At 62.7% G+C, this 14,040-nt stretch carries 13 protein-coding genes; 9 read left to right on the forward strand and 4 right to left on the reverse strand.

Features of this window, described 5'->3' with window-relative positions:
- Positions 1–45 precede the first annotated feature (45 nt).
- The 3 genes from A477_RS0115060 (at position 46) to A477_RS0115070 (ending at position 3,945) form a co-directional block, all read left to right on the forward strand.
- Entirely contained in the window at positions 46–1,470 is a 1,425-nt protein-coding gene (locus A477_RS0115060) for a flavin monoamine oxidase family protein (protein WP_017199782.1), read from the forward strand.
- 85 nt (positions 1,471–1,555) lie between these two features.
- Positions 1,556–2,416 carry a universal stress protein gene (locus A477_RS0115065; protein ID WP_017199783.1) on the forward strand — a complete coding sequence of 287 codons (861 nt, stop codon included), beginning with the start codon at positions 1,556–1,558 and terminating at the stop codon, positions 2,414–2,416.
- A gap of 23 nt (positions 2,417–2,439) precedes the next feature.
- Entirely contained in the window at positions 2,440–3,945 is a 1,506-nt protein-coding gene (locus A477_RS0115070; protein ID WP_017199784.1) for an APC family permease, read from the forward strand.
- 2 nt (positions 3,946–3,947) lie between these two features.
- Here A477_RS0115070 and A477_RS0115075 read toward each other — a convergent pair whose 3' ends face one another.
- A complete protein-coding gene (locus A477_RS0115075; RefSeq protein ID WP_017199785.1) occupies positions 3,948–4,502 on the reverse strand; it encodes a hypothetical protein in 555 nt (184 codons plus the stop codon).
- A 153-nt stretch (positions 4,503–4,655) separates the two neighbouring features.
- Here A477_RS0115075 and A477_RS0115080 point away from each other — a divergent pair, with 153 nt between their 5' ends.
- Complete coding sequence (locus A477_RS0115080; RefSeq protein ID WP_026005658.1) at positions 4,656–5,039, forward strand: VOC family protein; 384 nt, start codon at positions 4,656–4,658, stop codon at positions 5,037–5,039.
- Between the two features lie 50 nt (positions 5,040–5,089).
- Here A477_RS0115080 and A477_RS0115085 read toward each other — a convergent pair whose 3' ends face one another.
- Positions 5,090–5,539, reverse strand: coding sequence for a DUF5997 family protein (locus tag A477_RS0115085; RefSeq protein WP_017199786.1), 450 nt, complete (start codon positions 5,537–5,539; stop codon positions 5,090–5,092).
- A gap of 33 nt (positions 5,540–5,572) precedes the next feature.
- Between A477_RS0115085 and A477_RS0115090 the strand changes: the two genes are divergently transcribed.
- Positions 5,573–6,298: a LysR family substrate-binding domain-containing protein gene (locus A477_RS0115090; RefSeq protein ID WP_017199787.1), complete on the forward strand. Its 726-nt coding sequence runs from the start codon at positions 5,573–5,575 to the stop codon at positions 6,296–6,298.
- Here the strand turns inward: A477_RS0115090 and A477_RS0115095 are convergent, their stop codons facing one another.
- Positions 6,299–6,997, reverse strand: a complete 699-nt coding sequence (locus tag A477_RS0115095) for a GntR family transcriptional regulator (RefSeq protein WP_017199788.1) — start codon at positions 6,995–6,997, stop codon at positions 6,299–6,301.
- A 109-nt stretch (positions 6,998–7,106) separates the two neighbouring features.
- Between A477_RS0115095 and A477_RS0115100 the strand changes: the two genes are divergently transcribed.
- Genes A477_RS0115100 through A477_RS0115115 form a run of 4 tightly spaced genes read left to right on the forward strand, consistent with a single transcriptional unit; the run spans position 7,107 to position 12,724 of the window.
- Positions 7,107–7,865 carry a LamB/YcsF family protein gene (locus A477_RS0115100; RefSeq protein ID WP_017199789.1) on the forward strand — a complete coding sequence of 253 codons (759 nt, stop codon included), beginning with the start codon at positions 7,107–7,109 and terminating at the stop codon, positions 7,863–7,865.
- 46 nt (positions 7,866–7,911) lie between these two features.
- Positions 7,912–9,261 (forward strand): MFS transporter, encoded by a 1,350-nt coding sequence (locus A477_RS0115105; protein WP_017199790.1) that lies wholly within the window; start codon positions 7,912–7,914, stop codon positions 9,259–9,261.
- A gap of 6 nt (positions 9,262–9,267) precedes the next feature.
- Complete coding sequence (locus A477_RS0115110; protein ID WP_017199791.1) at positions 9,268–10,953, forward strand: 5-oxoprolinase subunit B/C family protein; 1,686 nt, start codon at positions 9,268–9,270, stop codon at positions 10,951–10,953.
- A gap of 7 nt (positions 10,954–10,960) precedes the next feature.
- Positions 10,961–12,724 carry an acetyl/propionyl/methylcrotonyl-CoA carboxylase subunit alpha gene (locus A477_RS0115115; protein WP_017199792.1) on the forward strand — a complete coding sequence of 588 codons (1,764 nt, stop codon included), beginning with the start codon at positions 10,961–10,963 and terminating at the stop codon, positions 12,722–12,724.
- Here the strand turns inward: A477_RS0115115 and A477_RS0115120 are convergent, their stop codons facing one another.
- Complete coding sequence (locus tag A477_RS0115120) at positions 12,725–13,972, reverse strand: D-arabinono-1,4-lactone oxidase (RefSeq protein WP_017199793.1); 1,248 nt, start codon at positions 13,970–13,972, stop codon at positions 12,725–12,727.
- Between the last annotated feature and the right edge of the window lie 68 nt (positions 13,973–14,040).

Here is a 14,040-nt window from a genome sequence, read left to right on the forward strand (position 1 = left end):
GGCCTTCACAGTGGGCGTCTCCAACGCTACTATGGTGATAAATGAATGCCATTCATTTATTGGTCAGCCACCACGGACGGCCACGGAGAGGACATCATGCAAAATCTTGATCGCGACGTTGTGATCGTCGGCGCCGGACCGTCAGGGCTGACGGCGGCACGCGAACTGAAGAAGGCCGGACTCAGCGTCGCAGTGCTCGAAGCACGCGACCGCGTAGGCGGCCGCACCTGGACCGACACCATCGACGGCGCCATGCTGGAGATCGGCGGCCAGTGGGTATCCCCGGACCAGACAGTGCTCATGGAGTTGCTGGACGAGCTCGGACTGAAAATGTACTCGCGCTACCGCGAGGGCGAGTCCGTCTACATCGGCGCCGACGGCAAGCGCACCCAGTACACCGGTGACACGTTCCCGGTGAACGAAACCACCAAGGCCGAAATGGATAAGCTTGTTGCCATTTTGGATGGTCTCGCCGCCGAGATCGGCCCCACCGAGCCTTGGGCACACCCCAAGGCACGCGAGCTGGACACCATTTCCTTCCATCACTGGCTCCGCCAGAACTCCAACGATGAGGAAGCCTGCAACAACATCGGCCTCTTCATCGCAGGTGGCATGCTGACCAAGCCCGCCCACGCTTTCTCAGCACTGCAGGCGGTCCTCATGGCCGCATCGGCCGGCTCCTTCACCCACCTGACGGACGAAGACTTCATCCTGGACAAGCGCGTCATTGGCGGTATGCAGCAGGTGTCACTGCTGCAGGCAGCAGAGCTGGGTGACGACGTCGTGCTCAACAGCCCGGTGCGCACCATCAAGTGGGACGACAACAACGTAACCGTGGTGTCGGAGAAGGCAACCGTCAATGCGCGCTACGTGATCATGGCAGTACCGCCGAACCTCTACTCCCGCGTATCGTTCGAACCCCCGCTGCCGCGCCGCCAGCACCAGATGCACCAGCACCAGTCCCTGGGCCTGGTCATCAAAGTCCACGCCGTGTACCACACGCCGTTCTGGCGCGAAGAAGGACTGTCCGGCACGGGCTTCAGCGCAGGCGCGCTGGTCCAGGAGGTCTATGACAACACCAACCACGGCGACACCCGCGGCACCCTGGTGGGCTTTGTCTCAGACGAAAAGGCCGACGCCGTATTCGAGCTCAGCGCCGAAGACCGCAAGAAAGCGATCCTCGAGTCCATTGCCGGCTTCCTTGGCGACAAGGCACTCACCCCGGAGGTCTACTACGAGTCCGACTGGGGCTCCGAAGAATGGACCCGCGGTGCGTACGCATCCAGCTACGACCTCGGTGGCTTGCACCGCTACGGCAAAGACCAGCACGCGAACGTCGGACCGATCTACTGGTCCTCGTCGGACCTCGCGGCCGAGGGCTACCAGCACGTGGATGGCGCCGTCCGCATGGGCCAGGCAACTGCCGCTCGCATCGTAGAGGCCAACAAGCTGGCTTCGGTAGCTGTCTAACCGCTCTGAAACCGCACCGGCAGGCTGGGGGGACACCACTCCCCGGCCTGCCGGCTCCACTGTTTAAGACGAGAAAGGGACCATCATGCGCTACGTTGTGGGCTACACCGCCAACGCGAGGGGGCACGACGCCGTTCACCTTGCGGTCGCGATGGCCCGGAACCACGATGTCAGCCTGGACCTGGTCCTGGTGATCCCGGAAGATTCCCCCTTCAACGCCGTCTACCCGCCTGAGACCGGCTACAACGACATCCTTAACGAGCAGGCGCAGCGTTGGCTGGACGAAGGCCTCGCGCTGGTTCCGGCGGACATCACCGCCCGCGCCCACATCCGGCGCGGCGACTCAGAAGCTCAGACGCTGATCGATGTTGCCGTGGAGATGGATGCGGCGGCCTTGGTGATTGGCGCCACCAACGGTGGACTGTTCAAGCGGTTCACCATCGGCTCCGTGGCGAGCTCGCTGCTCCACTCGTCGCCGGTTCCTGTGGCTCTGGCACCCCACGGTTACCAGCGCACGGAACCGATCACGCGCTTGAGCTGCGGTTTTGGGACGCGCCCGGGCGCCGATGAACTGCTCGACGTTGCAGTTGAGTCCGCGCGCGATCGCGGCCTTCCGCTGAGGCTCGTTTCCCTTTTGGCGCTCGACGGCGGTAACTCGCCCGGGTTGGCCGACGCCGCCTGGGTGCATGCCGCCGACCGCCTTGCCGCCGTCGGAGGTTCTGCTGCGGAGACGCCGGAACCCGAGATCGTCGTCGCTCAGGGCCGCACCATCGAAGAAGCCGTTGACCGACTCGACTGGGAAGACGGCGAAATCCTGCTGATCGGCTCCAGCCGCCTGGCCCAGCACCGGGCCACCTTCCTGGGCAGCACCGCCAACCGGATCCTGCGTGCCCTCCCCGTCCCCATGATCGTGGTTCCCCGCGACTACACGCGACAAAGCTCCTAGCAATCGCCTGAGAGGCAAAACCCATGTCAACTGCACCAAAGACGGTCCAGTCGAAAGAAACATCATCCCTGAGTGAAAAGGGACTGAAAGCCGGGTCGGTGGGCCTGATCGGCGCCGTCGTGATTGGTGTTTCCTGCATCGCACCCGCGTACACGCTTACCGCAGCCCTTGGTCCCACCGTGTCCGAAGTTGGCGTGCACCTTCCCGCCATCTTCCTGGTGGGCTTCATCCCCATGCTGCTGGTGGCGCTCGGCTACCGCGAACTGAACAATGCAATGCCCGACGCCGGAACCTCCTTCACGTGGGCGACTCGTGCCTTCGGCCCGTGGATCGGCTGGATGGGTGGCTGGGGGCTGATTGCGGCAACGATCATCGTGTTGTCCAACCTTGCCGCCGTCGCCGTGGACTTCTTCTACCTGATGCTCGCGCAGATTTTCAGCAACCCGGAGTTGGGTGAGCTCAGCAAGATCCTGCCCTTGAACATTGCTACAACGCTGGTGTTTATTGCCTTGGCTTGCTGGATTTCGTACCGCGGCATGGAGACCACCAAAGGCGTCCAGTACGTGCTGGTGGCCTTCCAGCTGCTGGTGCTGGGCTGGTTCGCAGTATCAGCGTTCGTCCACGTATCAAACGGTACGGCTTTCGACGCCACAGCCATTTCGCCCGACTGGTTTAACCCGTTTGCCGTGGACTCCTTCTCCTCGTTTGCCGCAGGTGTGTCGCTGTCGATCTTCATTTACTGGGGTTGGGACGTCACCCTCACCATGAACGAGGAAACCAAGAATCCGGAGAAGACCCCGGGCCGTGCAGCGACCATCACCGTGCTGGTCATCGTGATCATCTACATGACCGTTGCGCTGGCTACGTTGTCCTTCGCGGGAGTGGGCGAGACCGGTTTGGGCGCCGGTAACCCCGAAAACCAGTCCAGCATCTTCGCCGTGCTTGCCGGTCCTGTGATGGGTCCGTTCGCAATCCTCATGTCGCTGGCCATCCTGAGCAGCTCGGCGGCATCCCTGCAGTCGACGTTCGTTTCCCCGGCACGCACCATGCTGGCCATGGGTCACTACCGCGCCATCTCGCCGAAGTTCGGGAAGATCAGCCCCACCTATAAGTCGCCCAGCTTCGCGACCATCGCGGCGGCTATCGCTGCCGCCGGCTTCTACGTGATCACCCGGACGGTGTCCGAGAACGCGCTGTGGGACACCATCACCGCCTTGGGCATGATGATCTGCTTCTACTACGGCATCACTGCCTTGGCTTGCGTCTGGTTCTTCCGGGCATCGGCGTTCAGCAGTGCGCGGGCGTTCTTCTTCAAGTTCCTGGCGCCGTTGCTGGGAGGCGTGATCCTGCTGGTCATGTTCGTGAAGACCGCCATGGACTCGATGGATCCGGAGTATGGCTCGGGCTCGTCAGTTGGCGGTGTGGGCCTGGTGTTCGTGCTGGGAATGGGCGTGATCTTGCTCGGTGTGGTGGTGATGCTGGTGATGTACCGGTTGCGTCCCGAGTTCTTCAAGGGCAAGGTTCTGTAGTTTTATCTCGGCGCGGGGGCGGGGACTCCTGCTGCGCGTTCGGCTGCTGTGAGGGCTTCGGCAAGACGCTGGACGGCGGCACGGTAGTCGGTCCCGGCTGTCACTTTGCAGTACTCGGCCTCCCGCATGGCCCGCGTTAGCGCCGCTGTTTCGGCAGTCCTGACGTCCGTCATTGCCGGGAAGACGATGGTCCGCGCAGGGTCGAGTTCGTAACGCCGCCACTGTTCCAGAAGGTGCTCGTGGCGGGCCGCGTCGTCCGGAAAACCGTTACGACGCCGCGGCTCAGCTGCATGGATGCGCTCCACCTTGCGGATGCTCACCAAGGTGCCTGCTGCCGTGGCCACGCCAACGAAAACCATGATGAGCCCGGCCGGAGACCATTGCACGGCAGGGACGAGGATGGCCGGTGCAATGACCACGAGCCCCCCGAAAACGTCCCAGAAGACGCCGTCCGGCTCCGGGCCGCGGCCGTGGGTGAGTTTCTTGTGCAGGACATAGGTAGTTGCTGCGGTTGCGAGAACCAGAGCTACACCCCACAGGAGCATCATGGCGGGCATCGGACCACCTCCGGGCGACTTCGCTGCTTTGACTTCAGTATGCGCCCGACACCTTCCACGGGACAATTCACCACCGCACGCGCCGGTGAAATGTCCGGATGAGGGTGATTGCTGCCCGGGACTCTGTCGTACCCGGGGCGTAGCCTTGGCAGCATGAGACTGAAAATGTGCAGCATCCATGTCAAGGACCCCGCAGCAGCCCATGTCTTCTACACGGAGACGCTTGGCTTCGAGACCTTGATGGCCATGCCCGAGTACAACCTTTTCATCATCAAGGATCCCGGCGCGGACAACAGCAGTTCACCCGGCCTGCTGCTGGAGCCCAGCGACAACCCCATCGCCTCGAACTACATGAACGCCCTGCATGAGTCCGGCCTGGCCGCGATCACCTTCGGCGTGCCCGATGTCCAGGCCGAGTATGAGCGTTTGCTTGCCGCCGGTGTGACGTTCCAAGGTGAACCCTCGGAGGATCCCTCAGGCGTCAGCGCAGTCTTCGACGACGGCTGTGGCAACTTCATTCAGCTGCACCAGGATTGAGCTTAAACAACCGTGGCCGGGACTCAGGTCCCGGCCACAGTTCGTGAAAACTACGCGTGATCGCGCTTGGAGGTCTTCGGAGCATCACGCTTAGCAGCAGCGTTGTCGCGGGCTTCCTTCGTGGCGGCCTTCCTGGCAGCCTCGTCCTTGACGCGCTGCGCCTCGGAGCGGACAGCAGCGTGCGTGGCGCGCTCGGTGACGAGCCACTGTGGCGGAGCCTGCAGCAGCTCGGTGATTTCCGCCGTCGTAAGCGCATCCTCGACGCCGCCGCGGGCGAGGCCGCTGATGGAGATGTTGAGTTTATGCGCGACTACCGGGCGCGGGTGTGGGCCGTTGCGGCGCAGTTCGGCGAGCCACTCCGGCGGGTTGGCCTGAAGTTCGGCGAATTCCTCACGGGAGATGGACGAATCCTGGAACTCCTGGGGTGTTGCGGGCAGGTAGATGCCGAGTTTCTTGGCAACTGTTGCCGGCTTCATGGACTGGGAGTTCGAGGACGTCATGCTTCAAGGGTATCTGGCCGGTACTGTGAGTGTGTGCCAGACGCTGAAGATTCCGCCGAAACAACCGAACCCCTAGCCGGCCTCCGCTTGGCCTATGTTGCCGGTGTGACTCCTGGGAAATGGATCCGGCGGTGGGAAGAACGGATGCCCAACTTTCCGTTGCACTCGTTCATGTCCGACGACGACGCCCAGGTTTCGGTGTTGCGTGACGGTTCCGCTGACCTCAGCTTCGTTCGGTTGCCCGTGGACCGCGAAGGATTGAACGTCATCCCCTTGTATGAAGAGCAGCCTGTGGTGGTCGCTCCCAAGGGGCACGAGATTTCGGTGTTTGAGGAAGTAGCTCTGGACGACCTCGCCGAGGAGAACTTCCTGGATATTGACGAGATGGGCGGCCCGGATATGGCCCTCCAAGTGGTGGCATCCGGTGCGGGACTCGCGATCCTGCCAATGTCCGTTGCGCGGCACTTGAACGTAAAAGATACCGTTATGCGTCGTCTGACCGGTGCTCCCGGGACGCAGATCGGCTTGGCCTGGCTGGTTGGAACTGACAGCCCGGTGATTGAAGAATTCATTGGGATCGTGCGTGGACGTACAGCTCAGAGCTCCCGCCAGCCTTCAGCCCAGCAGGAAAAGCCCAAGAAGGCACCGAAGCCTGATCGTCGTGGCGGTGGCCCAAAGAAGCCCGCAGTCGCGCAGCGCTACGCTCCGAATCCAGACAAGGGCCGTGGCAAGGGTTCACGCAAGAAGGGCAAACGCTGACTACTCGCCGTGGATGGCCGTTTGCTGCTGCTCTGAACGGTTGAGGTAGGCAAGGAGCAAGTCCCCGGCACGCTCCAGCTCGCCTGCTTCCAAAGCTGAGCAGATCTGCTCATTCTCCTTCAACCAGTCGCTGTAGAAGTGGGCGTTCAGCGTGGCTTTGTGGAAGTAGAGCCGCATCTCGGCCAGGATCTGCGCCATGATCGTGTTCAGCCGGTTGCTCTCGGCGAGGGCGACGATGGCACCGTGGAAATGTTGGTTGGCGCTGCCCAGGCCCTCATTGTCGTTGGCCTCAGCCGCCCGCTTGCCTTCTTCGACGGCGGCCCTGACGGCGGCGATACGCTCCGGAGAACCACCCGCGCGGATAGAGCTGACCTCGATTGCCCGACGAACCGTATAGACGTCGTGAATGTCGCCTGCTTCGAGGGTGGCTACAAAAACGCCCTTATTGGGCTGGCGGAGAAGTAACCGTTCCCCGGCCAGCTCGGCGAAGGCTTCGCGGACCGTGTTCCGGGAGACGCCCAGGTCCTCAGCAATGGTGGCTTCGGTCAGCTTGGCGCCCGGGACCAGGAAACCTTCGGCCAGTTGGTAGCGCAGTTCTTCGGCGACCCTCTCGGCAACGGACGGAACTTTCATTCGTACCCGGGCCCGCGCGCCATCAAGGCCAACGTGTTCGCTTTTTCCTTGATCTGCACTGGCCATGACACCAAAAATACACGATTGCCGAAAACTAGGATCGCTGGATCGTTGAACAATCCAGCGAAATGGTGCATGCTGGATGTAACGCACATCACGAGGCAGGGATCACATCATGGCAATCATCGATTTGAACAGCGACGTCGGCGAGTCCTTCGGGCGCTGGACGCTCGGCGATGACACAGCCATGTTCGAGTCCGTCTCCAGCGCAAACGTTGCTTGCGGATTCCATGCTGGCGACCCCAGCGTCATCCGCGGCACCTGCGAAAAGGCGGCCAAGGCCGGCGTCGTTATAGGCGCCCATGTTGGTTACCGCGACCTCGCTGGATTCGGCCGCCGCTTCATGGACATTGACCCCATGGAACTGGCCGATGACGTGGTGTATCAGATCGGTGCGCTGCAGGCGTTGGCAGGCACTACGGGTGCCAGCGTCCAGTACGTAAAACCCCACGGCGGCCTCTACAACGCGATCGTCAAGCACACGGCCCAGGCTCGTGCCGTGGTGGAGGCTGTGAAATCGGTTGACCCCAACCTTCCGATTCTTGGCCTTCCCGGTTCGGAAGTCCTGCGCCTCGCGGAGGAAGCCGGCCTTCGCGGCGTTTCCGAAGCATTCGCGGACCGCGCTTACAACCCGGACGGAACGCTCGTCCCGCGCTCCCAAGCGGGGGCCGTGTTGAGCGATCCAGCAGACGTAGCAGAGCACGTCCTGCGAATGGCCACTGAACAAGCCGTCAGAACCATTGACGGTTCCATCCTAAAAATCCGCGCAGAGAGTATCTGCGTGCATGGTGACTCACCCGGGGCCGTCGCGATGGCCACCGCTGTGAAGTCTGCTCTGAGCGATGCCGGCGTCGGAGTCGGCTCGTTCCTCTAGCCCGCCTGGGCTCCCCGCATCATCCCTCATCCCCCCGGAGGACATCATGACCAGCACCAACAATGCACCTAAGGCAGCGACAAGGAAGCCGCCGCCCGGTGCCATCAAGGCGTACGTCGCCAGCCTCACCGGCACGTCGCTTGAGTACTACGACTTCGCCATATATTCGGTGGCCTCGGCCCTCGTGTTCCCCAAGATCTTCTTCCCCGGCAACGACGAATTCGTCGCTTTGCTGCTGTCCTTCTCAGCCTTCGCGGTTGGTTACTTGGCCCGCCCGATCGGTGGAGTCATCTTCGGCCGTCTGGGCGACAAGATCGGCCGTAAGTACGTTCTGGTCTTCACCCTCGTCCTGATCGGCGTTGCTACGGTCCTCATTGGTGCGCTGCCTGACTACTCAGTGATCGGCGTCGCAGCCCCCACTATCCTTGTGCTGCTGCGATTGGCGCAGGGCATTGGCGTGGGCGGCGAATGGGGCGGCGCAGTGCTGCTTTCCAGCGAATTCGGTGACCCCAACAAGCGCGGCTTCTGGTCCTCTGCAGCCCAGATCGGCCCGCCCGCCGGCAACCTCATGGCCAACGGCGTTCTGGCCATCCTTGCCGCTTCACTTAGCGAAGATGCCTTCCTTTCTTGGGGCTGGCGCGTAGCCTTCCTGGCCTCCGCACTCCTGGTGGTCTTCGGCCTGATCATCCGGCTCAAACTCGAGGAAACCCCCGTATTCAAGGCCATCCAGGCCCACGGAGATCGTCCCAAGGCTCCCATAAAGGAAGTTTTCACCACTCAGCCCAAAGCATTGGTGGCCGCAGCGCTCTCACGCGTCTGCCCGGATATCCTCTACGCGCTGTTCACGGTGTTCGTCGCTGTTTATGCCACGAAGGAACTGGGCATGACCACGGGCAACGTCCTGTCCGCCATCCTGATCGGCTCGGCTTTCCAGCTGTTCCTGATTCCGGCGGCAGGTGCACTGACGGACCGCTTCAACCGTCGCTGGGTCTATGGCATCGCGGCAGCTGCTACCGCTGCCTATATCCCGCTGTTCTTCCTGATGATCCAAGGCAAGTCCGTAGCCATGCTGACCATCGGTACTGTCATTGGCTTGGCACTCCACGCCTTCATGTATGGCCCGCAGGCCGCCTTTATCACCGAGCAGTTCCCGGCCCGCCTTCGCTACGCCGGCAGCTCCTTGGCATACACCCTGGCTGGCGTCATCGGTGGCGCGGTTGCTCCCATCATCTTCACAGCGCTCTACGGTGCCGCTGGCGGCGGCTGGTACCTGATCGCCGTCTACATCCTCGTTGCAGCTGTTGTCACGGTCGTGGGCATGCTCCTCGGCCGCGACCCCAAGCCGGAAGAAGATGTCCGTTTGATGCAGGGGACGCACGCTCAGCCGGCGGCGTAGCGAAAGATGGAAACCGTGATGCAAACCACCACCGCGAAAAGGGTTCAGTCTGTACGGCCAGTCGGCACCCGTGCCGTCCTGGCTGAACTGGACAGCCTGCAGGATGTCCTCGCCCTTCAGGACATGCTCTACAAGTCCCCGCTTCCCGGCCAAGTGGATGTTCTCGCCGCCGCGGAAACCGTGATGGTGGTCGGCGAATCGGCGGCTGCAACCCGCGCCATCGGTTTGAGGCTCTTGGAGCTGGAGCTTACTCCGTTGATCGCCAGCGACTCCGGGCTGGTAGTCATCGATACCGTGTACGACGGCGACGACCTTGCCGATGTTGCTGAGCTGACCGGACTGAGCGTAGAGGGCGTCGTAGCTGCGCACACGGGACAAATCTGGACTGTGGCCTTTGCCGGGTTCGCGCCCGGCTTTGGTTACATGGTGGGTGAGAATGAGGCCCTTGCGGTGCCACGACGCTCATCCCCACGAACGGCCGTTCCCGCTGGTTCCGTGGCTCTCGGTGGACAATACTCGGCCGTCTACCCTCGGCGTTCCCCGGGCGGTTGGCAGCTGATCGGCCGGACCGGGGCCCAAATGTGGGATCTGGACCGATCCCAACCTGCCCTGGTTCGTCCGGGGGATCGCGTGCAGTACCGCGCGGTCCGCGAGGTGGTGACGGCTAAAGCACCATCCAGCGGCGACGCCCCGGCGCGCGAACCCGAAAAGGAGCATCACGTTGAGGCCGGTCTTCGGATTCTCAATCCGGGCACGCAGAGCCTGATCCAGGATCTCGGCCGCCGAGGCTACGGCCCACTGGGGGTGTCCGCTGCAGGTGCGCTGGACAGGGCATCGCTGCGGCGGGCCAACCGGCTGGTCGGAAACGAATCTTCGGCCGCGGCGATCGAATCGGTCAATGGCGGGCTCACGGTGGAGGCCGTTGGCGACCAAGTAATTGCTGTGACAGGGGCGCCGACGACGCTGACTATCGAGTCGCCGTCGTGGTCTGAGTCCGACGCCGGGTCCGACGACGGCGCCATCCAGCCGGGCGCTAAGCGAACAGCCCCAATGGCCGCACCCTTCGCATTGCTCGACGGCGAAGTACTCACCTTGGGTGCTCCGGAGTCGGGGTTCCGTAACTATATGGCGATCCGTGGCGGAGCGGATGTCCCGGAGGTGCTGGGTAGTCGCTCAGCGGACACGATGTCCGGAATCGGGCCGGCCCCCTTGGTCATCAGGCAGCTCCTTCCGGTGGGCAACGCGACGGCGTCCACAGCTGTGGCTAACCCTGAACTGCAACCTGACTTCCCCGGAGCCGGCGTAACGGTTCTGGATGTCATCCCCGGACCGCGGGCTGACTGGTTTGACCAAGAGGCGCTGGATTCCCTCTGCGGCCAGGAATGGCTGGTCACTCCCCAATCCAACCGTGTAGGCATGCGGCTGGACGGCACCCCGCTGAAGCGCACGCGGGGAGGAGAACTTCCCAGCGAGGGCACCATGGCCGGAGCGCTTCAGATCCCACCCGCGGGACTGCCCGTCCTCTTCCTGGCGGATCACCCCATCACAGGCGGTTACCCGGTGATCGGTGTGGTGCGCGACGAACACCTTGATCTTGCCGCGCAGGTCCCCATCGGCGGAAAGATCCGCTTCCGGATTGTTCCGGATTCGCCAGGCTTCACCACGACATTTACGAAGACCCCAGAGAAGTGAGTATTTGATGCGCAAGGTCCTGATCGCGAACCGTGGCGAAATCGCTGTCCGCGTCGCCCGAGCCTGCGACGACGCCGGCATCCTGTCGGTCGCCGTTTATGCAGACATTGATGCAGACGCAATGCACGTCGGTGCTGCTGATGAAGCCTTCAGCCTGGGCGGAAATTCGCCGGCTGACACCTACTTGAACATCGGGAAGCTGCTTGCCGTCGCGGCGGAGTCCGGGGCAGACGCTGTCCACCCCGGGTATGGTTTCCTTTCCGAGAACGCGGACTTTGCCCAAGCAGTGCTCGACGCCGGACTTGAGTGGATCGGTCCCTCACCGGAGTCGATACGTCAGTTGGGCAACAAGATCACGGCCCGCGAAATCGCAGTCCGCGCCGGCGCTCCGTTGGTTGCCGGCAGCGACGGACCCGTCTCTTCTGCTGCGGAAGCACGGGCCTTCGCGGAGGAACATGGACTTCCACTGGCCATCAAAGCTGCGTTTGGTGGAGGTGGCCGTGGACTGAAGGTGGTTCGCGAGCTCGCAGAAGTGGAAGAGGCCTTCGATTCCGCAGTCCGGGAAGCTGTGGCTGCTTTTGGTCGTGGCGAGTGCTTCGTGGAGCAGTACCTTGACCGCCCTCGGCATGTGGAAGCTCAGGTCATCGCGGACAAGCTCGGCAACGTCGTTGTGGTGGGCACCCGCGACTGCTCCCTCCAGCGTCGCCACCAGAAGCTCGTGGAAGAGGCTCCCGCACCCTTTCTCAGCGATACCCAGCGCCAGCAAATTTACGACGGCGCCAAAGCCATTGTGCGTGAAGCCGGCTACTACGGTGCCGGAACCGTGGAGTTCCTGGTCTCCGCTGATGGAGCCGTGGCCTTCCTTGAGGTCAACACCCGCTTGCAGGTTGAGCACCCCATCACGGAGGAGACTTCCGGGATTGACCTGGTCCAAGAGCAGTTCCGAATTGCTGCGGGCCTTCCGCTGAGCATCACGGAAGATCCCGTGGCTCGTGGACACTCCTTCGAGTTCCGCATCAATGCTGAGGACGTGGGTCGCGGCTTCCTGCCCTCGCCGGGGACAGTGGAGCTCTTTGAGGTGCCAACAGGCCCGGGAATCCGCGTCGACACTGGAGTACGCTCGGGATCATTTGTCGCGCCGCAATTCGATTCTTTGTTGGCCAAGTTGATCGTCACTGGCGCTGACCGGCAGCAGGCCCTTCGTCGTGCGCGGCGTGCCCTGGCCGAAATCAATATCACGGGCCTCGCGACAGTCCTGCCGTTCCACCGCGCGGTCCTCGAGTCCGAGGATTTCACGTCCGTTGCCGGAATGCGCGTTCACACCCGTTGGATCGAGACCGACTTCGCAGACCAGATCCCTGTGGACCCCGAATACAACGTGGTCGCCCCGGAAGGGGAGCGGCGCACCATAACCATTGACGTCGACGGCAAGCGACTCGCAGTAGGACTTCCCGCAGACCTTCTGGACGGCTGGGCTCGTTCGGGGAAGGGCATTCCTGCTTTTACTACGCCGACCGATACGCCGGGTTCTATCATCGGTTCCGGCGACTCTCCCGCAGAATCAGCCCTCGTCTCCAGCATGGCCGGAACCGTCGTGAAGTGGCTGGTGGAGCCCGGCACTGACGTAGCAGCCGGGGATCCTTTGGTGGTCCTGGAGGCCATGAAGATGGAAACCCAAGTCTCGGCACACCGTGCTGGGACTCTATCCGAGGTGTTGTCCGAGCCTGGCGGAGTGGTCACAGCCGGCGCCGTGCTGGCTCACATCGAGTAGTTACGACGTAACGGCCACACCCAGCACGCTGTCCAGGAGGCTGTTGGAGAACTTCCCCGTGGGGTCGTTGGCCTGGACTAGAGCACGGAAGTCTTCGAAGCGCGGGTAGAGCGCCGCGAAGTCGTACTCGCCGGGTGTGAAGAGCTTGCCCCAATGCGGGCGGGCGCCAAAAGGCCTTAGTGCTGTTTCAAGCTCGGGGAGTATTGCTTCTACCTCGGCCTGCAGCGGCTTCCACGTGAAGTGGAGTGCCACGCTTTGCTGCTGGTAGAACGGGCTAAGCCAGAACTCGTCGGCGGCCACGGTGCGAATCTCGGAGACGAACAGGAGCGGTGCGAGCTTGTCGGCCAGTCCCCGGACAGCCTGCAGCGCGGCCGGCCCCTGATCCAAGGGCAGGAGGAACTCGCTTTGCAGCTCCTCGCCGTTGCTTGGCGTGAATTCGTGGCGGAAATGGGGCAATCGGTCAAGCCACTTGCCCGCCACATCCAGCTGCCCGGTGCAGTTCTCGGCCGACATGTCCGGCAAGGGATGCATGGCTGCCGTAGCAGCGGTTGCTCCAAAGAGGTCAGGCAACGGAGCTTCAGTGTCCAGTGCCTTCAGCCAGACCTGGGGAATGGTATCGCCGGTGTAATCGGTGAAGAAGCTGACGCTGTAGGCACTCGAAGCGATGTCCTGGAAGTTCGCCAGCGCGCGGTCCCACGACATCTTGGTGAGCACTCGCTGCCGCACCTCGTAGCTTGGCCGGACCGCGAGCTCCAGCCCTGTGACAATGCCAAGTGCGCCCATTCCCACCACGCTGGCGAGGAATTCGTCGTCGTCCGCCGTGAGGGTCACCAGCTCGCCGGAGGCGCGCACCAGGTCAACACTAACGACGGCGGCAGCCAGGGAGGGGTTGTTGACGCCGCTGCCGTGCGTGCCGGTTTGGATGGCACCCGCAACGGAGATGTGCGGCAGGGAAGCGAGGTTGTGAATGGCGTAGCCCTGTTCCTCAAGCGCGCGGCTGAGGGCTCCGTAGCTGATGCCACCGCTGACTTTGACGGTGCCCTTCGCGGCGTCCAACACAACTTCCTGGGGGAGGGCATCGAGCAGGAGGTGGGTGCCGTCGGTGTCGGCAACCGTGTTGAAGGAGTGCCGGGAACCCAGGGCCTTGATCCGCGGGGACTGAGCTACAAGCTTGCACAGCTGCTCCAGGGTGGTGGGCCGCTGTACGTCCGCAGACGAATACTCAAGATTTCCTGCCCAGTTCTTCATCGAATGATCTCCCGCTTGTATTTGTAGGCTCCCGCAATTGTTAACGTTCACAACTAATTGCGTCAAGG

The organism is Arthrobacter sp. M2012083 (assembly GCF_000281065.1).
GTDB lineage: Bacteria > Actinomycetota > Actinomycetes > Actinomycetales > Micrococcaceae > Arthrobacter.